General features: G+C 60.3%; 21 protein-coding genes. 11 read left to right on the forward strand and 10 right to left on the reverse strand.

What is annotated here, in order from left to right; genetic code table 11:
- Nucleotides 1–44 precede the first annotated feature (44 nt).
- On the forward strand, nucleotides 45–938 hold the full coding sequence (locus tag FY152_19395; GenBank protein UXS35117.1) for a LysR family transcriptional regulator: 894 nt from the start codon (nucleotides 45–47) through the stop codon (nucleotides 936–938).
- Between the two features lie 42 nt (nucleotides 939–980).
- Here FY152_19395 and FY152_19400 read toward each other — a convergent pair whose 3' ends face one another.
- The gene (locus FY152_19400) at nucleotides 981–1,880 is read right to left on the reverse strand and encodes a LysR family transcriptional regulator (protein ID UXS34303.1); all 900 of its coding nucleotides are present in this window, start codon (nucleotides 1,878–1,880) and stop codon (nucleotides 981–983) included.
- Nucleotides 1,881–1,996: 116 nt separating this feature from the next.
- On the opposite strand from FY152_19400, the gene FY152_19405 reads away from it, so the two are divergent.
- From FY152_19405 to FY152_19430, 6 genes are all read left to right on the forward strand, one after another.
- Entirely contained in the window at nucleotides 1,997–2,929 is a 933-nt protein-coding gene (locus FY152_19405) for a ring-cleaving dioxygenase (protein UXS34304.1), read from the forward strand.
- Between the two features lie 142 nt (nucleotides 2,930–3,071).
- Nucleotides 3,072–3,764: a hydrolase gene (locus tag FY152_19410; protein ID UXS34305.1), complete on the forward strand. Its 693-nt coding sequence runs from the start codon at nucleotides 3,072–3,074 to the stop codon at nucleotides 3,762–3,764.
- A 72-nt stretch (nucleotides 3,765–3,836) separates the two neighbouring features.
- Complete coding sequence (locus FY152_19415; protein UXS34306.1) at nucleotides 3,837–4,127, forward strand: XapX domain-containing protein; 291 nt, start codon at nucleotides 3,837–3,839, stop codon at nucleotides 4,125–4,127.
- Entirely contained in the window at nucleotides 4,127–6,109 is a 1,983-nt protein-coding gene (locus tag FY152_19420) for an amidohydrolase (protein UXS34307.1), read from the forward strand. The genes FY152_19415 and FY152_19420 overlap by 1 nt, the downstream gene beginning before the upstream one ends.
- 188 nt (nucleotides 6,110–6,297) lie before the next feature.
- On the forward strand, nucleotides 6,298–6,738 hold the full coding sequence (locus FY152_19425) for a DoxX family protein (protein UXS34308.1): 441 nt from the start codon (nucleotides 6,298–6,300) through the stop codon (nucleotides 6,736–6,738).
- Entirely contained in the window at nucleotides 6,735–8,333 is a 1,599-nt protein-coding gene (locus FY152_19430) for an MFS transporter (GenBank protein UXS34309.1), read from the forward strand. Before FY152_19425 ends, FY152_19430 begins: the two co-directional genes overlap by 4 nt.
- Nucleotides 8,334–8,379: 46 nt before the next feature.
- Here the strand turns inward: FY152_19430 and FY152_19435 are convergent, their stop codons facing one another.
- Genes FY152_19435 through FY152_19445 form a run of 3 tightly spaced genes read right to left on the reverse strand, consistent with a single transcriptional unit; the run spans nucleotide 8,380 to nucleotide 10,536 of the window.
- Nucleotides 8,380–8,976 carry an NUDIX domain-containing protein gene (locus tag FY152_19435; protein ID UXS34310.1) on the reverse strand — a complete coding sequence of 199 codons (597 nt, stop codon included), beginning with the start codon at nucleotides 8,974–8,976 and terminating at the stop codon, nucleotides 8,380–8,382.
- Nucleotides 8,977–9,003: 27 nt separating this feature from the next.
- Complete coding sequence (locus FY152_19440; protein ID UXS34311.1) at nucleotides 9,004–9,849, reverse strand: PhzF family phenazine biosynthesis protein; 846 nt, start codon at nucleotides 9,847–9,849, stop codon at nucleotides 9,004–9,006.
- Nucleotides 9,850–9,906: 57 nt separating this feature from the next.
- Complete coding sequence (locus FY152_19445; protein UXS34312.1) at nucleotides 9,907–10,536, reverse strand: LysE family translocator; 630 nt, start codon at nucleotides 10,534–10,536, stop codon at nucleotides 9,907–9,909.
- Between the two features lie 149 nt (nucleotides 10,537–10,685).
- On the opposite strand from FY152_19445, the gene FY152_19450 reads away from it, so the two are divergent.
- Together FY152_19450 and FY152_19455 are read left to right on the forward strand one after the other, a co-directional pair.
- Complete coding sequence (locus tag FY152_19450) at nucleotides 10,686–12,065, forward strand: PLP-dependent aminotransferase family protein (GenBank protein UXS35118.1); 1,380 nt, start codon at nucleotides 10,686–10,688, stop codon at nucleotides 12,063–12,065.
- 24 nt (nucleotides 12,066–12,089) lie between these two features.
- Nucleotides 12,090–12,698 carry an amino acid transporter gene (locus FY152_19455; GenBank protein UXS34313.1) on the forward strand — a complete coding sequence of 203 codons (609 nt, stop codon included), beginning with the start codon at nucleotides 12,090–12,092 and terminating at the stop codon, nucleotides 12,696–12,698.
- Nucleotides 12,699–12,712: 14 nt separating this feature from the next.
- Here the strand turns inward: FY152_19455 and FY152_19460 are convergent, their stop codons facing one another.
- From FY152_19460 to FY152_19475, 4 genes are all read right to left on the reverse strand, one after another.
- Nucleotides 12,713–13,495: an NAD(P)-binding domain-containing protein gene (locus FY152_19460; GenBank protein ID UXS34314.1), complete on the reverse strand. Its 783-nt coding sequence runs from the start codon at nucleotides 13,493–13,495 to the stop codon at nucleotides 12,713–12,715.
- Nucleotides 13,496–13,609: 114 nt separating this feature from the next.
- On the reverse strand, nucleotides 13,610–14,356 hold the full coding sequence (locus FY152_19465) for a F0F1 ATP synthase subunit A (GenBank protein UXS34315.1): 747 nt from the start codon (nucleotides 14,354–14,356) through the stop codon (nucleotides 13,610–13,612).
- A gap of 479 nt (nucleotides 14,357–14,835) precedes the next feature.
- On the reverse strand, nucleotides 14,836–15,996 hold the full coding sequence (locus FY152_19470; protein ID UXS34316.1) for a calcium:proton antiporter: 1,161 nt from the start codon (nucleotides 15,994–15,996) through the stop codon (nucleotides 14,836–14,838).
- A gap of 69 nt (nucleotides 15,997–16,065) precedes the next feature.
- Entirely contained in the window at nucleotides 16,066–16,239 is a 174-nt protein-coding gene (locus FY152_19475; GenBank protein UXS34317.1) for a hypothetical protein, read from the reverse strand.
- Between the two features lie 73 nt (nucleotides 16,240–16,312).
- On the opposite strand from FY152_19475, the gene FY152_19480 reads away from it, so the two are divergent.
- A complete protein-coding gene (locus FY152_19480; protein ID UXS35119.1) occupies nucleotides 16,313–16,594 on the forward strand; it encodes a K+/H+ antiporter subunit F in 282 nt (93 codons plus the stop codon).
- A 103-nt stretch (nucleotides 16,595–16,697) separates the two neighbouring features.
- Here the strand turns inward: FY152_19480 and FY152_19485 are convergent, their stop codons facing one another.
- Nucleotides 16,698–18,236, reverse strand: coding sequence for an FAD-dependent oxidoreductase (locus FY152_19485; GenBank protein UXS34318.1), 1,539 nt, complete (start codon nucleotides 18,234–18,236; stop codon nucleotides 16,698–16,700).
- 239 nt (nucleotides 18,237–18,475) lie between these two features.
- Nucleotides 18,476–19,330 (reverse strand): LysR family transcriptional regulator, encoded by an 855-nt coding sequence (locus tag FY152_19490; protein UXS34319.1) that lies wholly within the window; start codon nucleotides 19,328–19,330, stop codon nucleotides 18,476–18,478.
- Nucleotides 19,331–19,497: 167 nt separating this feature from the next.
- On the opposite strand from FY152_19490, the gene FY152_19495 reads away from it, so the two are divergent.
- Nucleotides 19,498–21,018: an MFS transporter gene (locus tag FY152_19495; protein UXS34320.1), complete on the forward strand. Its 1,521-nt coding sequence runs from the start codon at nucleotides 19,498–19,500 to the stop codon at nucleotides 21,016–21,018.
- Nucleotide 21,019: the final 1 nt, after the last annotated feature.

A 21,019-nucleotide genomic window follows, 5' to 3' on the forward strand; every position in this document is an offset into this window, starting at 1 on the left:
ATAAACATGACGCCGTGGAAATCATCTGTTCTCCAGAGGGTATAATCATGCGGCGTTTCGATTATCTCGGTGACGTGGAGGCTTTTGTCACCGTTATCGACAAAGGGTCGATCAGCGCCGGTGCGGTGGCGCTCTCCACAACGCCATCGGTCCTCAGCAGGGCGATCACGCGCCTCGAAACGCGTCTGGGAACGCAACTGGTGCGAAGGACGACACGGCGTCTCAGCCTGACCGAAGCAGGCCTTGCCTATCTGGAACAGGCTCGAGCGGCTTTCACGATAATCAGCGATGCCGAGCGGGCGGTGCAGGGGCGGGATGGCCCGCTCGGCGGGCGCATACGCATCAGTGTTTCCACGACCTACGGGCATTTCCGGCTACCGGAAAAACTGGCGCGCTTCGCCACCCTTCATCCGAAGGTGCAGATCGAAGTCAGTATTTCAAACCGGAATGTCGATCTGGTCGCCGAGGGTTATGATATCGCCATCCGTCTCGGTCACCTTCCTGACAGCGGGCTTGTCGGTCGCAAGCTGGAGGATGCGCCGCTGCGCCTGGTTGCCTCCCCTGCCTATCTCAAGCGCATGGGTATGCCACGCTCGGTCGACGATCTGGGTCGGCATCAATGCCTTCCATTCATCATGCCCAGTACCGGCCGTCCGGGCGCCTGGCTGTTTTCAGTTGATGGTAAAGATATAGACTGGATGCCGCAGGGCACGGTCGAGGTTTCTGAGGACGTGTTGGGCGTCATGTCCCTGGCCGAGGCGGGCATGGGCATCTGCCAGACCTATGATTTCATTGTGCGCGAACGGATCGAACGCGGCAGCCTTGTTGAACTTTTGCCGCAGGCGTCAGGTCGCTCGCGCCCGTTCTCGATCCTTTACGTTCCCCATAGAAGCCTTTCTGCCGCTACCCGCGCGCTCGTCGAGACGCTGCTCGAGTAGCGTGTGATGCAAGAGCGCGCAGGGGAATGCCGATCCTGAAGCCTACCCCAGCGCCACCATATAGGCCGGCAGCTGCTCCTCAAAGAATTTCGAGAAAGTGGCGATGCGGGGTGGCAGGGCCTGATAGGGCGGGTAATAGAGCGTCAACCAGAGTTCCGGCGGCGCCCAGCCGGGCAGGACATGAATGAGTCGGCCGCTGCGAATATGTTCGGCGATGTGAAATCCCGGCAGCATCGCCACGCCTGCGCCATCCGCCGCCATGTCAGCCAGCACCTCGCCATTATTGGCGCTGAATGCGCGACCGGCCGCGATGGTAATGCTCGATCCGCCGTCCGAGAGTGCCCAGTTCTCCCGCCGGCTTTCGCCGCTATAGGCAAGGCAATCGTCAGGGGTCAGTTCGCTTGGATGTTCCATCTGCGTAAAACGGCTGCCCGGTGCCGCCACCAATATTCTCGGCACGGCCCTGATCTTGCGCCAGATGGTGAATTTGTCCGATGGGGCCGACGAGATGCGGATTGCGAGATCGTAGTCGTCGTCAACGATGTTGACGAGGCCGTCCGAGAGGGAAATCTCGAAGCACATTTTCGGATAGAGTTCACGGAAGCCGGACAGGATTGGCGGCAGCACCGTCTTGCCGAGCCAAGTCGGTGCGCTGATCCGCAACCGCCCTTCGTCGGCCTTATGGGCATTGCGGACATCGCGCCGTGCATTCTCGAGCGCCTCGACCGCCGGCTGAATCTGCGCGGCAAAGACAGCGCCATCCGTCGTCAACGACACCTGACGGGTCGTGCGGACAAATAGTTGCACACCCAGATCATCTTCAAGCGCGGCAATCGCACGGGTGACGGCGGCGGCCGTCATGCCCAGTTCGCGGGCGACCTGCGCGAAGTTGCGCTTTTCGGCCGCCATCAAAAACGTTTTGAGAGCTTTGTGATCGTTCATTTCATTATTTCAAAAATTGCAATTCATTCGAGAGAAATATTGCAATTCCGCGATGCAATCAAGCGGGTTACATCTTTGTCATCGAAACGGACACACCAGCAAGAAAGGCTCCGGCCATGATCAAGGATATCAAGGGTCTGCACCACGTCACTTCCATGGCGTCGGATGCCAGGCAGAACAACAGATTTTTCACCGAAACGCTCGGGCTTCGCCGGGTGAAGAAGACCGTCAACTTCGACGAGCCCAGTGTTTATCACCTCTATTACGGGGATGAAAATGGAACGCCCGGCACGGTCATGACCTATTTTCCCTTTGCCAACATGATGGCCGGTCGTCCCGGCGTCGGCGAAGTGGGCGAGACCCAGTTCTCCATTCCGAAGGGTTCGCTGGGCTTTTGGAAAGAGCGTCTCAGTGCCAAGGGTGCCACCGGCATTCAGGCCGACACGGTCTTTGGCGCCAATCGCCTGCGCTTCACCGGTCCCGATGGCGATGGCCTTGCACTCATCGAAACAGCTGATGATGCTCGTGCCGCCTGGCTGGCTGAGGGTATTTCCGAAGACAACGCCATACGCGGCTTCACCGGCGCGCGCTTCAATCTTAACGACACGGCCGCGACTGAGGAACTTCTTCACTTCATGGGATATGAACGGGCAGAAGTCGAAGGCAATGTGACGCGCTTCATCGTTCCCGGGGGCAACGGGGCCGATACGATCGATCTCGCAACCCTGCCAAAGACGCCCTTTGCCCGTCCGGGAGCAGGCTCTGTCCACCATATCGCCTTCGCAGTCGAAAACCGCGAAAAGCAGCTCGAAGTGCGCAAGGCGCTGATGGATACCGGCTATCAGGTTACCCCTGTTATCGACCGTGATTATTTCTGGGCGATCTATTTCCGCACACCGGGCGGCATCCTGTTCGAGATCGCCACCAACGAACCCGGCTTCGACCGGGACGAGGATACGGCGCATCTCGGCGAAGCACTCAAGCTGCCGAACCGCTATGAGCCGTTCCGCAATCAGATCGAGGCAAATCTCGCTCCTCTCGCTGCATAAACCGGGCGTGTAATCCACACCCACTGATCGATACTTCCGCGCCTTTTCAAGACGGCTGCCCGTGCCGGGCAGCCGATTGGCGAAGCCTTGTCAATTTCCACCGCCGCAGATCGGCAATCACCACCAGAACGGAGAAACGAAAATGTCCAAGCTCGAAGTCCTGACCCCCGCCAACAGCCAGCTCATCTTCATCGACCAGCAGCCGCAGATGGCTTTCGGTGTGCAGTCGATCGACCGCCAGACCCTGAAGAACAATGTCGTCGGCCTCGCCAAGGCGGCAAAGATTTTCAATATCCCGACGACCATCACCACGGTCGAAACGGAAAGCTTCTCCGGCAACACCTTCCCGGAACTGCTCGCGGTCTTCCCAGAGAACGATATCCTCGAACGCACTTCGATGAATTCCTGGGATGACCAGAATGTCCGCGATGCGCTGGCGAAGAATGCGGCGGCCGGCCGCAAGAAGATCGTCGTCTCCGGTCTCTGGACGGAAGTGTGCAACACCACCTTTGCGCTCTCCGCGCTCCACGATGTCGCAGATTACGAGATTTACATGGTGGCGGACGCCTCCGGCGGCACCTCCGTCGATGCGCACAAATATGCCATGGACCGCATGGTGCAGGCCGGCATCATTCCCGTCACCTGGCAGCAGGTGCTGCTGGAATGGCAGCGCGACTGGGCACGCAAGGAAACCTATGACGCCGTCACCTCGCTGGTGAAGGAACATTCCGGCGCTTACGGCATGGGCATCGACTATGCCGTCACCCATGTCCATGGCGGCGAAGAGCGCGTCAAGCACGGCAAGCGCATCGGCCCCAACCCGGCCAAGAAATAAGCTTTCAACCGCGCCGCGCCGGCAGGATCGCCATCCAGCCCGGTGCGGCTTTCACCCATCGAGGAGGTTCCCATGAAAGTCTATCTTCTGTCCCTTGGCGCCGGCCTGCTGGTCGGCATCGTTTACAGCCTGCTTAACGTGCGTTCTCCCGCACCGCCCGTCATCGCTCTCGTCGGCCTGCTCGGCATCCTGGTTGGAGAGCAGATCATTCCCTTTGCGAAGACGATTGCCGGCAAGGAACCGGCCGTCGTTTCATGGATCAACCAGATCAAGCCGCACATGTTCGGCCATATGCCGAAGGGTGGCGCTGAAACAACTGGCCTTGCCGAGATCAAGCAGCCGACCGAGCGGGAGAGAAGCTGATGCCGACACGACGCACCTTTCTTGGCGCGGCCTCGAGCCTTGCCTTTCCGAATCTGTTTTCACCGGCTAAGGCCGCTGATCCCACCAAGACCGGAGGTTCTTCCATGCATCCAGATACGATCCTTCACAATGGCCGCTTCACGACGCTCGACCGCGGCAATCCGAATGCAACGGCAGTCGCCATCAAGGACGGCCTGTTTCTGGAGGTAGGAAGCGACGCCGAGGTCATGGCCCTTGCCGGGCCGGATACGAAGATCATCGATCTGAAGGGCAAGCGGGTGCTGCCCGGCCTGATCGACAACCACACCCACGTCGTTCGCGGCGGCCTGAACTTCAACATAGAACTGCGCTGGGACGGCGTGCGCTCGCTCGCCGATGCCATGGACATGCTGAAGCGTCAGGTGGCGATCACCCCGGCGCCGCAGTGGGTACGGGTCGTGGGCGGCTTCACCGAACATCAATTCGTCGAAAAGCGCCTGCCGACCATCGAGGAAATCAATGCGGTAGCACCGGATACGCCGGTCTTCCTGTTGCATCTTTACGACCGGGCGCTGCTGAATGGCGCAGCCCTTCGGGCCGTCGGCTACACGAAGGACACGCCGAACCCGCCCGGCGGCGAGATTACCCGCGATGCCAACGGCAATCCGACCGGCCTGCTGCTGGCCAAGCCGAATGCCGGCATCCTCTATTCGACGCTCGCCAAGGGGCCGAAGCTGCCGCTCGATTATCAGGTCAATTCCACCCGCCACTTCATGCGCGAGCTGAACCGGCTGGGTGTGACCGGCGTGATCGATGCTGGCGGCGGCTTCCAGAATTATCCTGACGATTACGAGGTGATCCAGAAACTGTCGGATGAGAACCAGATGACAGTTCGGCTGGCCTACAACCTCTTCACGCAGAAGCCGAAACAGGAGAAGGAGGATTTCCTCAACTGGACGTCATCGGTCAAATACAAGCAGGGCAACGACTATTTCCGGCACAATGGCGCAGGCGAAATGCTGGTCTTTTCCGCTGCCGATTTCGAGGATTTCCGCCAGCCGCGCCCGGACATGCCGCCGGAAATGGAAGGCGAGCTCGAAGACGTCGTCCGGATTCTGGCGGAAAACCGCTGGCCCTGGCGTCTGCACGCCACCTATGACGAGACGATTTCGCGGGCGCTGGATGTCTTCGAAAAGGTCAACCGGGATATTCCGCTCGAAGGCTTGAACTGGTTCTTCGACCATGCCGAAACCATCTCCGACCGCTCCATCGACCGTATCGCAGCCCTTGGCGGCGGCATCGCAACCCAGCACCGCATGGCCTATCAGGGCGAATATTTCGTCGAGCGTTATGGTCAGGGCGTGGCGGAAGCCACACCGCCGATTGCGCGGATGCTGGAAAAGGGCGTGAACGTTTCGGCCGGCACGGATGCAACGCGCGTTGCCTCCTATAATCCGTGGGTGTCGCTGTTCTGGATGGTGACGGGCAAGACGGTGGGCGGCATGCAGCTTTATCCGCGCGCCAATTGCCTCGACCGTGAGACGGCGCTGCGCATGTGGACCGAAAAAGTCACCTGGTTCTCGAACGAGGAAGGCAAGAAGGGCCGCATCGAAAAAGGCCAGTTTGCGGATCTCGTGGTGCCGGACAAGGATTATTTCTCCTGCGCGGAAGATGAGATTTCCTTCCTCACCTCGGAACTGACCATGGTGGGCGGCAAGGTCGTTTATGGCGCCGGTGATTTCAGGACGCTGGATGAAAGCAATATTCCGCCGGCGATGCCCGACTGGTCGCCTGTGCGAACCTTCGGCGGTTATGCCGCCTGGGGTGAGCCGCAGGGTGCTGGAAAGAACTCGCTCAGACGGGCTGCTATCTCCTCCTGCGGCTGCGCCAATGATTGCGGCGTTCACGGCCATGACCATGCCGGAGCCTGGACGTCGAAATTGCCGATTGCCGATCTGAAGGGCTTCTTCGGAGCGCTGGGCTGCTCCTGCTGGGCAGTCTGAGCCCGGCCAGCGGAAAAATCCACCGGGCAGCGGATCGCCGCTGCCCGGCCTGCTCAAGAATATTGCGAAATACGCAATTATATAGAAACTATTGATGCAATTGTTGGCGATAATCCTTTGCGCCAATATCGCTCCATCAGATAAACGCAGCGCCGCTCGAACCGACCGGCCAGATCGCAGGAGCAAAAATGACCGAGCCATCTTCAACCCTTCGCCTTCGCGGGTTTCTCGCCGATATCGTTGCCGCACCCGCCACAAAAACCTTAGCGCTTCTGGCGCTCTGCTCGGCCTATATTCAGGGGCCGCTGACCAAGATCTTCGACTTTCCCGGCGCGATTGCGGAGATGAATCATTTTGGCCTTCAGCCGGCGATCGCATTCGCTGTCGTCGTTATCCTGTTCGAGCTTACCGCCTCCGCTCTGGTGGTGTCGGGCTTCCTGCGCTGGGCCGGCGCTCTGGCGCTGGCAGGCTTCACGCTTCTGGCCACCTTCATCGCTCTCCGTTTCTGGGAAATGGCGCCCGGCATGGACCGCATGATGGCCACCAACGCCTTCTTCGAGCATCTTGGCCTTGCCGGCGCCTTCATCATCGTCGCTGCAATCGATCTCACGAAAGGAACAGGCAAATGAGTGCCGCAAAATCCTCCGCGAGCAGCTTTGCTCCCCTTGCACAACCGGTTTTCGCGGTCCTCTGGGCGGCGACGGTGCTTGGCAATACCGGCAGCTTCATGCGCGATGTCGCCAGTTCATGGCTGATGACCGATCTTTCGGCCTCGCCGGCGGCCGTCGCTATGGTTCAGGCGGCCGGAACCCTGCCGATCTTTCTTCTGGCGATCCCGGCCGGCGTGCTGACAGATATTCTCGACCGCCGCAAGTTCCTGATCGCGGTCCAGCTTCTGCTGGCCTCGGTCAGCGTCACCCTCATGGTTCTTTCCCATACCGGCCTGTTGTCCGTCAGCGCGCTGATCGGGCTCACCTTCCTCGGCGGTATTGGTGCGGCGCTGATGGGGCCGACCTGGCAGGCCATCGTGCCGGAACTGGTGAAACGTGAGGATATCAAGAGCGCCGTGGCGCTGAACTCGCTGGGCATCAATATCGCCCGCTCCATCGGTCCCGCCGCCGGCGGCATCCTGCTTGCAGCTTTCGGGGCGGCATTCACCTATGGTGCCGATGTCGCAAGCTATTTCGTGGTCATCGCCGCGCTTTTATGGTGGCCAAGGGCAAAGAACGCCAATGATGCACTGGCCGAAGGTTTCTTCGGGGCATTCCGGGCGGGCCTTCGTTACACCCGCGCCAGCCGGCCGTTGCATGTCGTCCTGCTGCGGGCCGCGATCTTCTTTGCTTTTGCCAGTGCCGTCTGGGCACTGTTGCCTCTGGTCGCCCGGCAATTGCTCGGCGGAGATGCCAGCTTTTATGGCATCCTGCTTGGCGCGGTCGGTGCCGGCGCCATCGGCGGCGCGTTGATCATGCCGAAACTGCGCGCACGTTTCGATGCTGATGGCTTGCTTCTGGGGGCGGCCCTTATCACCGCACTCGTCATGGCGGGATTGTCGCTTGCTCCGCCCAAATGGCTTGCCATCATCATCCTTCTCTTTCTTGGCGGCGCATGGATCACGGCGCTGACGACGCTGAACGGTGCTGCTCAGGCTATTCTTCCGAACTGGGTGCGCGGCCGTGGCCTCGCGGTCTATCTCACCGTCTTTAATGGCGCCATGACGGCGGGCAGCATCGGCTGGGGTGCGGTTGGCGAAGCGGTGGGCGTGCCGGGAACCCTGCTGATTGGCGCTGCTGGTTTGTTCGTCGCCGGTCTCGTCATGCATAGGCTGAAGCTGCCTGCCGGAGATGCGGATATGGTGCCTTCCAACCATTGGCCCGAGCCGCTCGTTGCAGAGCCGGTGGCCCATGACCGTGGCCCGGTTCTGATACTGATCGAATACAATGTCGAAAAGCATCACCGCAGCGCATTCCTGCATGCACTTGATGAGCTGTCCCAGGAACGTCGACGGGATGGCGCCTATGGATGGGGTGTGACCGAAGATTCCGCCGATCCGCAGAAGATCGTCGAATGGTTCATGGTGGAATCCTGGGCCGAGCACCTGCGACAGCACAAGCGGGTCTCCAATGCCGATGCGGATCTGCAGGGCAAGGTACTCGCCTATCACTCGGGTCTGGAAAGACCGGTCGTGCGGCACTTCCTGACGATCAATCGTCCAGGCAAAGCTTAAATTGGAAAAGGGGCCGATTGGCCCCTTTTTATTATCCGGGTCAGGATCAGCGCAGGCCGTGCTTTTCCTGCAAAAGCCGAAGGGCAAGATGCTGGAGCAGAATAATCGTCTTTGCATCGCGGATTTCGCCACGATCGATCATCCGCATCGCCTCGGGAAGGGCGATTTCCAGCACATCAATATCCTCTCCCTCGGCAGGGGAGCCGCCACCCGCGCCGACCTTGTGTTTTTCGGCATATTCGCCATGGAAAAAGGCCAGATATTCCGTGACCGATCCGGGGCTCATATAGATATCGAACAGATGCGTGAGTTCGGAAACCTCATAGCCGGTCTCCTCCATCAGTTCCGCACGCATGCGCGTTGCAGGCTCCGCGCCTTCCAGCAGCCCCGCCGGTGTCTCGATCAGTGATTTCAGGCCGCCGTTCAAAAGAACCGGCAGCCGGAACTGGCGCGTCAGCAGGACATGGTCGTTCGCGGGATTATACAACAGGCATGTCGCCCCGTTGCCGCGATCATAGGCCTCCCGGGTCTGCCGCTGCCAGCTTCCGTCTCTGAGCCGGAGTTCATATTCATATTTGGTCAGCCGTCCCCAATCATCTGCCAAGACGCGTTCGGAAATCGGGCGGTAAACGCTGCTGTCCATCCAGTCACCTCGTTTTCATCTGTCTTTTCAAAGGCCTTGCAGCCCGCCCTCGACATGTGTGTGCGTTTCGCCCCCGACCCATATCTGGCCGGCATCGTCGCGTGTCAGGTAAATGCGGCCGTTCCGGCCAAGGCGTGTGCCTTGCGCGGCGATATAGTCCTGCTTTACCACGCCCGTGGCAAACAGCCATTGCGCCAGCGAGGCGTTGAGGCTTCCTGTGACGGGATCTTCGGCGATGGTGCCCAGATGATCGCTGAAGAAAGCGCGGACCTCAAAGGCGGTCTCGCCGCCTGTCGCATGCGGACCCACCACGCCGATATCGATATGCCGGTGCCAGCTGCGGGCTGGGTCAAGAGCAAGCACTTTTTCTGCTGAAGCAAGTCTGATCCCCAGCCAGCCGGGACCATTATCGACCCAGGCGACATCAACAATGTCGCGGGCTTCGATGCGCAGGATCTGCAATGCCTCTTCCAGTTCAGCCGGCGTTGGGGCACCGGAACGGATCAGAGGCGGGGCGGCAAAGGAAAGCCGTCCATGCTCATTCCGGATCGTGACCAGCCCCGCACCGCATTCCTGCACGATTTCCGTTTCGTTTTTTGGCGTACCCTTGGCGGAGAGCCAGGCATGGCAGCTGCCCAGTGTGGGGTGCCCGGCAAAGGGCAACTCCCTGTCCAGCGAGAATATCCTGACCCGGTAGTCAGCCTTTGGATGCGTAGGCGGCAGCAGAAATGTGGTTTCGGAAAGATTGAACCACCGTGTCAGTCGCTGCATGTCATCCGTCGTCAAATTGTCGGCGCCGGTGACGACCGCCAGCGGATTGCCGGAAAGCGGACCGGCGCTGAACACATCGATCATATGGAGTGTAAAGGTCATAACATCGCTCTTTCAGTTTGAATCAATGGGTGGTGGTCGTGCGGAGGGTTGGGGCGTTCAGCCCTGCCAGACAAGCAGTTTAATGCCAGCAATGGCAAACACGGCAGAAAGCACGGATTCGATCCAGCGCCGCAATCTGGTGTAGAGCGCAACCATCGAGGCCGTAGAAAAGAGCAGGGCATAGCCGCCGAATACGATGATACCGAGGATTGCGCAGCCGCCAATGATTGCCGGCAGCATGCCGGCTGACCCTTCCGCGCGAAACCCGAGCGACATGATCGCTATCCAGGAGAGGATGGCCTTGGGGTTTCCGATATGCATGAGAAGGCCCTGCCGGTAGAGCGCCCGATAGCGCGGCCCTGCACGCCCGGCATTGGTGCCTGCGATGTCGTGGGCCGGCTTCAGGGCCGATCTGCCGGCGCGCAAGGCGAGATACAGCAGATAGAAGCCGCCGACGATCTTGATGACGAAAAGCGCCTGGGCATAGGTGGTGAGCACGGCGGACAGGCCGGTCGCGGTAAGGATCGCCCAGAAGAGCGAGCCGGTGATAACGCCTGCGGCCAGGACGAGCGCTGGCAAGCGGCCGTCACGCATCGCCGTCGCCATGATCGCCATGTTGCTCGGCCCCGGGCTCGCGGTGGCGATGAGATAGGTGCCATAGACGAGGGCGAGCTGACTGGCGATCATTCGGACGTTCTCCGGCAATCAAAGGGCGTCCCCCGGCAAGAGCGGGAGGTCGTCGCGTTGAACGATGTGGGTTTCACGAAGCGACGTCATAGCCTATGTTACACTTGCTGTTTATTGAAATAGTGTAACGTGACACTTTAAACGAGGTGGTGCCTGTGCTGCTGCAATCCCCCTGGACGCCCCGCCTCGCGAACATCGAGGCGAATGCAGCCGAGCGGCTGGTGCTTGCCCTTGCCGATGACATTATCGAGGGGCGGCTGGCGGGGGGTGACCGCCTGCCCGCCCATCGTGATCTGGCATGGAAACTGGGCGTTGGCCTCGGCACGGTGACGAAAGCCTATGCGGCTCTTGAACGGCGCGGCCTGACGCGCAGCGTCAAGGGGCGGGGTACATTCGTGGCGCTGCAGGAGGCGCATGCCGATCGGCAGATCGACCTGTCCTCCAACGCGCCACCGCCCACGCTCAACCCCCGCATTCTGGCAAAAACGCTGACCGGGATCGCGCGCAAGATCGATGCGGATCATTTCAATCTCTACGCCCCGCCCGCCGGGCATGTGGAACACCGCCGTGTTCTGGCGCGGTGGCTGGAAACGCTGGGATTGTCCATCGATCCGTCGCATCTGGTGCTGACGAGTGGCGCCCGTCAGGCGCTGGCGCTGGCCTTCGATCTTGCCTGCGGTCCCGACGGTCTGCTGCTGACCGAGCGGATCACCTATCCCGGCGCCCTTTCGCTTCTCCGGCGCAAGGGGTGCCTGATGCGGGGGGTGGAGATAGACGCCGAGGGTATGGTGCCTGAGGCGCTTGCGGAAGCGCTTGGCGGCACGACCCCGCGCGGTGGCAGGGCGGTCTATCTGACGCCGACATTGCACAACCCGACAACTGCCACCATGGGCGCGGCGCGACGTCAGGCCATTGCGGATATTTGTCGCCGGGCCGGCGTCTGGATCATTGAGGACGGCGTGTATGCGGCATCCGAACCCGGTTTGCGCCCCCTGGCGGCATTGGCGCCTGACATTTCATTACATGTGAATGGATTGTCCAAATCGCTCGGTCCCGGTTTGCAGATCGGCATGCTCACGCTGCCGGCAGGATTGAAGGGCGCAGCGGAGCGTCTTTTGCAGGATGTGCCGATGGCCCCTTCGGCGCTTTCCTGCGCGGTGGTCGAGGAGTGGCTGGCTACCGGCATCATTGCGTCGGTCCAGCGGGATCTGCATCACGAGGCGCGGCGGCGCTCTGCTCTCGCTGTTTCTCTTCTCGGTGTCAGCGAGCTGGTCTCGCATCCAGCTGCATATAATGTCTGGCTTCCGATGGAACGTGACGCCGCCGATCGTTTCGTATCCATCGCATCCGCAAGCGGTATAGGATTGACCGCTCCGAAGTCCATGATGGTGGATCCGCAGGATCAGGCAAGCGGCATTCGGTTTTGCCTCGGCGGCCCGTCATTCGACGACCTGACCGGGGCAATGATGCTTCTGGCGGGACTGCTGAAACGGTGGCCCGACGCAGCCAGTACCAAATCACGACCATGACAATCGCATAAGAGACCCGATAGCATGAATAATCAAAGCCTTGTCCCTGATCAGGATATCTGGGAGCCCTGGAGCCCTGCCGAGCTTTTTCGGCGATTGAGCAACGTATCGCGACCTTGGTGCGTGGTTGGCGGATGGGCTCTCGATCTGGGGCACGGGAAGAAGACACGCGAGCATGAGGATCTGGAATTCACGGTCCTGCGTGAGGATCTGGGCATTTTCCGGCGTGAATTGAACGATATGGAATTTTACACCGTCAATGACGGCTTGCTCGAGCGGTTGGCCGCCGACCGGGAACCGGCGACGGAGATTTTCCAGATATGGTGTTTCGATCGTGCTGCCCTCCGCTGGCGGGTTGATATGATGATCGAGCCGGGAACGGATGACAGCTGGGTCTACAAAAGGGATCCGCAAATTACGCGGCCCCGCACCGAAATGGTTGCGCTGACCACAGACGGTATTCCTTACCTAAACCCCGCCGCCGTTCTGCTGTTCAAGGCAAAGCACCGCCGGCCCAAGGACGAGGAGGATTTCGCACACGCCGCGCCGAAATTGCCGGCGTCCGAGCGTCGGTGGCTGCGGGATTGTCTCGAACACCTCCACCCCGAACACGAGTGGGCAAAGGCGCTATAGGCATCGAATTGCGCCTATTGAGCAATCCGCTCCAGCACGCGGCTCAAAGCCTGCTTCAGCGCATCCGAACCGCCATTGTCGTTGAAATCGTTCAAGACCTGCTCATTGAGCCCGCCTTTGGTGGCGAATTCACGGCTGAGGTCGATGAAGTCGACGTCCCTGCCGGCATGGAGCGTCACCTCGGATAGGCCGGCGAAGAGGGGTGCAAGATAGGCGCGCCCCTTTTCTTCCGGCAGGCCGTTTTCGACAAGCCACTCCGTCGTGTGCTGCAAAATGCCGAAATAGGTGGCCATTAGCGCGCTTGCGGCGGCGAGAAGGTCGTATTCCGCCTTGGTTTCGCATTCCACCGCATTGCCGAGAACGTTGAAGATCGCCGCCGTATCCATATCGGGCGGATATATGGCGGTGACGCCCTTGCGTCGGGCAACGAAGGGCAGGGGGATCGCCTGCGTGAGGCGCACATCCGCACCGATCCAGTCGAGAAGGGCCTGCCGGTCTGTCGCGGCAACGACGCTTATGACCCTCTGCCCATCGCGAAACCGCAAGGCGCGGATGACCTCTTCGGCGATCTGCGGTCGGATCGCCAGCATGACGGTGTCGCAGCCGTCGACGATTGCCTGATTGTCGCCGGACACGATCACCTGCGGAAAATCGGCGGCAAGCCGGGCCGAGATATCCGCGCTGCGCTGGGAGACCATGACATGTGGCACGGCGGCGGGCTTGCCGAGCAGGCCCCTTACCATGGCATCGGTGATCGCTCCGGTTCCGATGAAACCGATCTTCTGGGGAAGGGACATGTTTGCTCCGCGCGGTGAGGGCCGAAAATACGTCGGCCATCTGATTTTCACGCAATGCTAAATTTTCAGCCCGGAATTGTCGACACGCAGGTGGCCGATTTCCAGATCGGTATGCTAGTGGCCCGGATGCAAGGCGTCATTGAGGTACATGCAGGTCAGCATGGTGAAGACATAGGCCTGAATAGCGGCCATCAGGAATTCCAGCGCCGTGATCGCGACCGTCATGAAAAGCGGTGCGATGGCGCCGATCATGCCGAGGGCATTGACGCTGGCCAGCGACACGACAAAACCGGCAAAGACCTTTAAGGTGATGTGACCGGCAAGCATGACGGCAAACAGGCGGACGGAGTGGCTGACCGGTCGCGACATATAGGAGATGATTTCAATCGGCACGATGATGGGTGCGAGAATTGCCGGGATCCCGGCCGGCTTGAACAGCCCGAGAAAACGAATGCCGTGTTTGAAAAGCCCATAAAGCGTGACGGTGCCGAACACCATCATGGCCAGACCGAATGTGACGATGATCTGACTGGTGACGGTGAAAGCGTAAGGAAACATGCCGATCATGTTCGCAAACAGAATGAACATGAAAAGCGAGAAGACGAAGGGGAAGAACCGCATTCCCTGCTCGCCGGCATTGTCACGCAGTGTCTTGGCGACGAACAGGTAAAGCATTTCAGCACTGGATTGCCACCGGCCGGGCACGAGGCGCGCCCTGCTCGTGGCCAGCAGCAGGAACGAACTCGCCAGGGTGACGGTGAGGAACATGTATGCCGAGGCATTGGTGAAGCTCAGATCGATATCACCGATGGTAATTTCAACGAGAGGTTTGACTTCGAATTGCTCGATAGGGCCGGCCATGGAAGGTCCTTCAGTAGATTGCGGCAATGACGGGGACATGCTGATGCGCAAGGTCGCGGCTCTGCCGGACGCAGGAAGGCCGCGCGTTTGATGGAGCATCAGAAATGAGGAGGGTGTTCGCTAGGTCGGTCATCCTGATCCCAAGATTGAGAATCAGGGCCGTCCCCGGAACGCTTCAAGGCGCGGGTCGTCCCGCGCGAGCGCTTTCTAGCCAAATCGCCGGCGGGTGGCAATGGCTTTCGGGCAAATGCATCGGCGCGGGAAAGTCTGACCGCGTGGTTGGCGACAAAAATGAAGATCAAAGCCGATGATATCAGCGTTTTCCAGCTTGCAGTGCGCTCGTGCGCACTCCGCATGGCCGTTTCCGAAATGTCTCGATAAAGCGTCTGCGGCGTTTTCCACATCATGAATCTCACGATTGTGGGGCCGTCCCCGTTTGGTGTTGCAGAGCGCGGGCCGTCCCGCGATGCCGGACGTTTTCAGGCCGTAAACAGCAGCAGCCCAAAGATCGCGAACAGCATCAGGTGCAGAAGACCCTGTACCGCGGAGGTTCGCCTGCCCAGATAGGTGAGGGTCGTCAGTGCGATGGTCAGCGTAAACAGGATGGTTTCCGTGGACGAAATTCCAAAGATCACCGTTTTGCCGGAGAGGAGGCCGACTGTCAGAACTGCCGGCACGGTCAGCCCGACTGTCGAGACGAATGCACCGAGGCACAGGTTGATTGCCCTTTGTGTCTCGTTTTTCAGCGCAGCCTTGACGGCCGTGATCGATTCCGGCGTGAAGACGATGATCGCGATGAGCACGCCGCCAACCGCCACGGGAGCTCCGGCCCGGGCGACGCCATAATCGATGACGACGGCAAGGTCATGCGCGAGCAGCACGATCGGTAACATCAACCCGATCAGCATTGCCGAATGAGCGATGTTTTTTCTGCGGGCCCCGCCCTCCACTGGAGCATGATCATCCGTCATGCCGCGAGCGATTGGTTCCGCCAGCCGGATCGACATCCGGCCCGGTTCGGGCTGCATGAAGTGGCTGCGGTAGCGCCCCATCTGAAGGGCAAGGAACCCGCCGTAGACAATCACGGTCACGAGCGAAACCACAACGGCCTGAAGAGCGGTAAAGGTGCCGTTGCCTGCCGGCAGCGTATTCGGCACCAGCAGCGCGACCCCGGCCAATACGACCGTCATTGCGATGAAGGAGACGGCCCCCGGCGCATTATATTCCTGTTCGCCATACCGTATCGCGCCCGCGAGCAGGCAGATACCCGTCACGAGGTTGAGAATGATCATCATCACCGCGAATATGGAATCTCGTCCGATCGTCGGCGCCTCGTTGGGCCCGAGCATCACGGCGGCAATCAGGATCACCTCGATTGCAACGATCGAGAGGGTGAGAATGAGCGTTCCGTAAGGTTCGCCCAACTGATGGGCCAGTTCGTCAGCCTCTTTCACGACGCCGAAGGCCGCCATCAGGATTGTGATAAAGAGAACGAGAAAGCAGGAGATTGCAATGGCCGGCGTCATATCGGGCGAAAGCCACGACTTACCGGTGAATTGGAAAACCACGACGACCAGCCAGGCCACGATGAGTTTGGGCCAGGGGCCCCGGATGAATGATGGAGATTTTGTATCTGACATTGCAGGCGACCTCATCTGGGGTCGTCCCCGGCAATCTGTCGCATTCGGGTCGTCCCGAACGAAGCTTCGTCAAGCAGCTGGCTTCAGCGATACCATGACCGGGTTCTTGAAGGCAATGGCGCTTAAATAGCTGTCTTGAAGATAGGTGCGACCGATGATAGCACCCATTTGTGCAGGACGACCTGCGCCATCCGGATCGAGAGGGGACGGCCCCGTGTGTAAAGAACACGAGGAGAGAGCCATGATCCCTTCCGATTACCCTGTGCAGATTTGCCTTCTTTCTCCGGCGCGACCTTGTTGAGCGGTGTCGGCGATGTTGAGTTCGGATATCATTTATTGGTCGACCAGTTTTGCCCAGGGAATGCTTCTGCTTTCCATGGCGCTTGCCACATATCGCCTGATCAAGGGGCCACGCGCGCAAGATCGTGTCATGGCTGTCGATACCATCTACAATCTGGGAATATTACAGGCGCTGGTGTTGGCGATTAAAACCGGAAACGCCCTCTACCTTCCCTTCATTCTCATCCTTGCAGTTCTCGGCTTCGTTTCGACGGTCGCGCTGGCGAAGTTTCTCATGCGAGGTGAGGTGATCGAGTAACGGGTTGGCTTCGGTCGTGTCGGTAAAATGCTGGAGCTGGCGGCGGCTTTTGCCGCCGTCAAGCGCATCGTTAAGCAAGGCCGATTCCCTGCTTCAGCTACTGTCAAGCCACGCCGACCCATCGGGCCGCCGCCTGCGCGATTTCCTCGTTGTCGGCAATGGAATCCGCAGCCCAGGCGACGATCCCGTCAGGACGCACCAGCACGGTGCTCAATCCCAATCGATCCGCAGCGTCGACCGCGACATATGCGATCTGTCCATTCCAGCGATCGCTCAGTGATTGAAGGGATGCATCCGCGCCAAAGTTCAAGAGCAGGCCTTTTCCTTCTCGCAAAAGTTCGCCGGTCCTCCTCCCATCCGCCAGTTGGAAGTCCGGGACGCTGTGGCCGACAAGCGGATGGTTGCCGCCAAGATCGTGGCGGATGGAAACGCCCCAGACGCGCTCGGCAAAATATGTCGCGCCATCGCGGGTCTCGATGAGATCGCGGATGATGGCCTCCAGCGCCCGGCTGCTCCGGCTTGGACGCATGAGCGCGACCTGGGCGCGCGACCAGTCGAGAACCCGCGCGCCGATCGGGTGCCGTTCGCTCGTATAGCTGTCCAGCAATCCGTCCGGTGCAGTGCCATGTATCGTCGCTGCAAGTTTCCAGCCAAGATTGATGGCGTCGCCCAGCCCGAGATTGAGCCCCTGTCCGCCAAGCGGAGAGTGGATATGCGCGGCATCACCCGCCAGCAATACCCGGCCCCTGCGGTATGTCGTGGCCTGATAGGCGCGGTCCGTCCAGGTGGTTGCAAGCTGAAGATTGGTGACCGTGACGTCGGTGCCGGAAACATGCCGCAATACCGCTTGCACATGCTCCAGCGCTATCGGGCTGGTGCGGTGAAACCGGCCGCCGTCAAAATCGACCATCGCGATGGTTCCGGGCTTCTGGTAGGTATACATGCCGGTTGGCGTGTAGTGACGACCCGCAGCGAGTTTTTCCGGATCCGCCATTTCGACCTCGACGGAATAGCCGGTAAATTCGGGGTCGGTGCCGATAAAATCGAAACCGCCAGCCTTGCGCACGGTGCTGCGGCCGCCATCGCAGCCAACGAGCCACCGTCCGCGAAATGTCCGGCCGCCGGCGCGAATGGTTACGGCCCCGTCCGACTGCTCGAAGCCATCAATACCGGCACCCCGCCGGATCTCGGCACCCATAATATTGGCACGTGTCTCCAGAACGGATTCGATCTCTTCCATGCTGGAAGCCATGGTAACGGGTGTCGAATCCGGCAGGCGATAGGCCCATTTCGAGGGATCGATATTGTCGTGGAAAAACTGAATGCCGGCGAAGTGGCCGCCTGGACGGCGCTGCTGGTGCATCCAGTGCTGGGCCGACAAATGGCTGTCGTTCGATTGCTCTTTGGTGCGCTGCCGTTCGGCAAGATCATCCAGCAAGCCGCGCCGGTCGAAACTCTCGATGGTCGGCGCGGAAAGGCCACGCATGCCGAAGGGGAGTTTCTTGAGCGGAGAGCAAGGGTCAGGGGCTTGCTCCAGCACCAGGACCGAAAGGTTTGCGAGACGAAGCTCGCAGGCGAGAAACAGGCCGACAGGGCCGGCGCCGGCAATGACAACATCATAAGTGTCTGGATTATTTGACATGAACTGCTCCTTCTGGTCGTTCGACCGGAGCGGCTCGTCGATTTTGAGAACCACACGGACGAACAATTTGACGCCTGAACAGCGTCGTTGTTCGTCGTGGGACTCATGCACGGGGCATGGACAGAGCTTTCGTTTCCGAAAGGACTTGGGCTAGACCACACCAAGTCGTGCCTTTTTCGACGCTTCTCTATAGCGCCGCAGCGACCGCCCGGCAAGCCATATCCGGCCCTTGCCATGGCTCACTGTCCCGGCCGGTGCTCCCGGAAAGCGGCGGCGAGCGTGCGCAGCGCCTCGCGCGATCTGCTGTCGGTGAGGGTGGAGAACATGACGATCTCGGTGGAAGGCAGCGGCGGCAGATCGAAACGCTGGCTGACCTCGACGGTCCCGGGCGGTGCCAGACGGCAGGAGAAGGCCGAAATGGCGAGCCCTGCCGACACGGCTGCGGTTACCATCGACGACGTTCCGCCGAGAAACACTTCCGTCCAGGCGATGGCGGCGGCATCGAGAGTGCGGGTGGCGATATCGCGCACGCCGCAGGCCGGCGAAAGGGCTGCCAGTCGCAGCGGTTCACCCTGTCTATGCTCGAATTGCGGGGTTGCGAACCAGCCGAAATGCTCAGGCCCGAGCACTTCGCCATCCCGTCTGTCATCCTCGCGACGGATGATTGCGGCGTCGATCTCGCCGCGGTCGAAGGCATCCAGCAGCGCGCGGGAATTGTCCATGCGCACTTCAATCGTCAGCCCCGGATCATGTGCATTGAGCCGCGCCAGCAGCGTCGGCACTTCCGGCCCGGCAACATGGGCGGCGATGCCAAGGCCGAAACGGCGGCGCGTGGACGAAAGGCCGGTGATGGCGCGATCATGCGCGGCCAGGAATTCACGGGCAGGAGCGAGAAACACGGCGCCTTGTGCCGACAGCCTCACCGAGCGCGGCGTTCGTTCGAGGAGCCGCTGGCCGAGCCGGTCCTCCAGCCGCTTGAGCTTGACGCTGATGGCGCCCTGTGTGGTTCCTAGCGTTTCGGCGGCACGGGTGAAGCTCTGCAGATCGGCGATGGTGACGAAAGCCTGGACGGCATCCACATCCAGCGTGGTCATGGCAATGATCCAAATTTGTTGTCTCTGAAATATCCAAGCATCCAATTCAGTTATGGTCAAGCCTTCACTAGTTTGCCTTCGGCTCTGCAACATATCCACCGCAGCGAGCGAGCCTCCGTCATGGCCGGATTTCGCCGCTACGGTGTGAACCACGAAAGGCTGAAGAAGTGACCCTTGCCGTTACCGCCCCAACCGCCAGCAGAAGCGCGCTTGCGCTTGCTGCCGTCTGTCTCTCCGCGCTCATGTTCGGGCTGGAAATCTCCAGCGTGCCGGCAATCCTGCCGACACTCGAACAGGTGCTGCATGCGGATTTCCGGCAGCTTCAATGGATCATGAACGCCTATACGATCGGCGTGACGATGGTGCTGATGGCAACCGGCGCGCTGGCCGATCGCTTCGGCCGTAAACGCGTTTTCATCGCAAGCATCATCGCTTTCGCCCTTGCCTCCCTCGCCTGCGGCATGACGGAAAGTGTGGCGGTGCTGATCGGCGCACGTTTTCTTCAGGGCTTGAGCGGCGGGGCGATGCTGGTGTGCCAGATCGCCATCCTCTCACACCAGTTCCGCACGGCCCGCGAGCGCGGCATGGCGTTCGGCTGGTGGGGTATTATCTCAGGTGTTGGGCTGGGTTTCGGGCCGATCATCGGTGGCGCGATTGTCGCCCTCTGGAGTTGGGAATGGGTCTTCCTCGTTCACGTGGCGCTCGGCATCGTCACATTGCTGCTTGCCATGGGCGGTGTCAGGGAATCGCGTGACCCGGAGGCGACGCGCCTTGATCTTGCCGGCATTGCCACGCTGTCGGTTGCGGTGTTTTGCCTTGCCTTTTTCATCACACAGGGGCCTGAACTCGGTTTTGCCAGTGCAAAGGCGCTGTTGATCCTTGGTGTCGCGGCTGCGAGCTTCATCGCCTTCGTCATCGTGGAAAAGCTCACGCCAAGGCCGATGTTCGATTTTTCCGTGTTCCGTATCCGGCCCTTTTCCGGCGCGATCATCGGCTCGGCGGCGATGAATATCAGCTTCTGGCCGTTCATGATCTATCTGCCGATCTGGTTTCAGGCGGGTCTTGGTTATGACAGTGTCACCGCCGGTCTCGGTCTGCTTGCCTACACGCTGCCGGCGCTGGTCGTGCCACCGTTGGCGGAGCGTCTGTCATTGCGTTATCAACCCCGCCTTGTCATCCCGGCCGGGCTATTCACCATCGGTCTGGGCTTCATGCTGATGAAACTTGGCGGTAGTGCTGCAAATGCGAGCTGGCTGACCATGCTGCCCGGCTGCATCCTGTCCGGCATCGGGCTTGGCCTTACCAACACGCCGGTGACCAATACGACCACGGGCGCCGTCCCTGCCGCCCGTTCCGGCATGGCCTCCGGCATCGATATGAGCGCAAGAATGATCTCGCTCGCCATCAATATCCCGATCATGGGCTTCATTCTGGTTGAGGGCGTGTGGTCGTCGCTCAGGGCCAATCTGCCGTCCGGTCCTTATACCGATGACCTGCGTTCCCTCGCGGAGAAGATCGCGGCGGGAACCGCGGGGTCGTCGGCAGAGCGTGTTTCGGGTGCACTCGTCCATCAGGCACTCACAGACGGTTTCGGTCTGGTCATGCTCTATGCCTGCATCAGCGTCTGGCTGCTCGCGGCTCTCAGCTTTGTGGTCTTTGGCCCGGCGCAAAAACCTGTCCACGTTTAGA

The organism is Agrobacterium tumefaciens, from assembly GCA_025560025.1.
In the GTDB taxonomy this organism is placed as follows: domain Bacteria; phylum Pseudomonadota; class Alphaproteobacteria; order Rhizobiales; family Rhizobiaceae; genus Agrobacterium.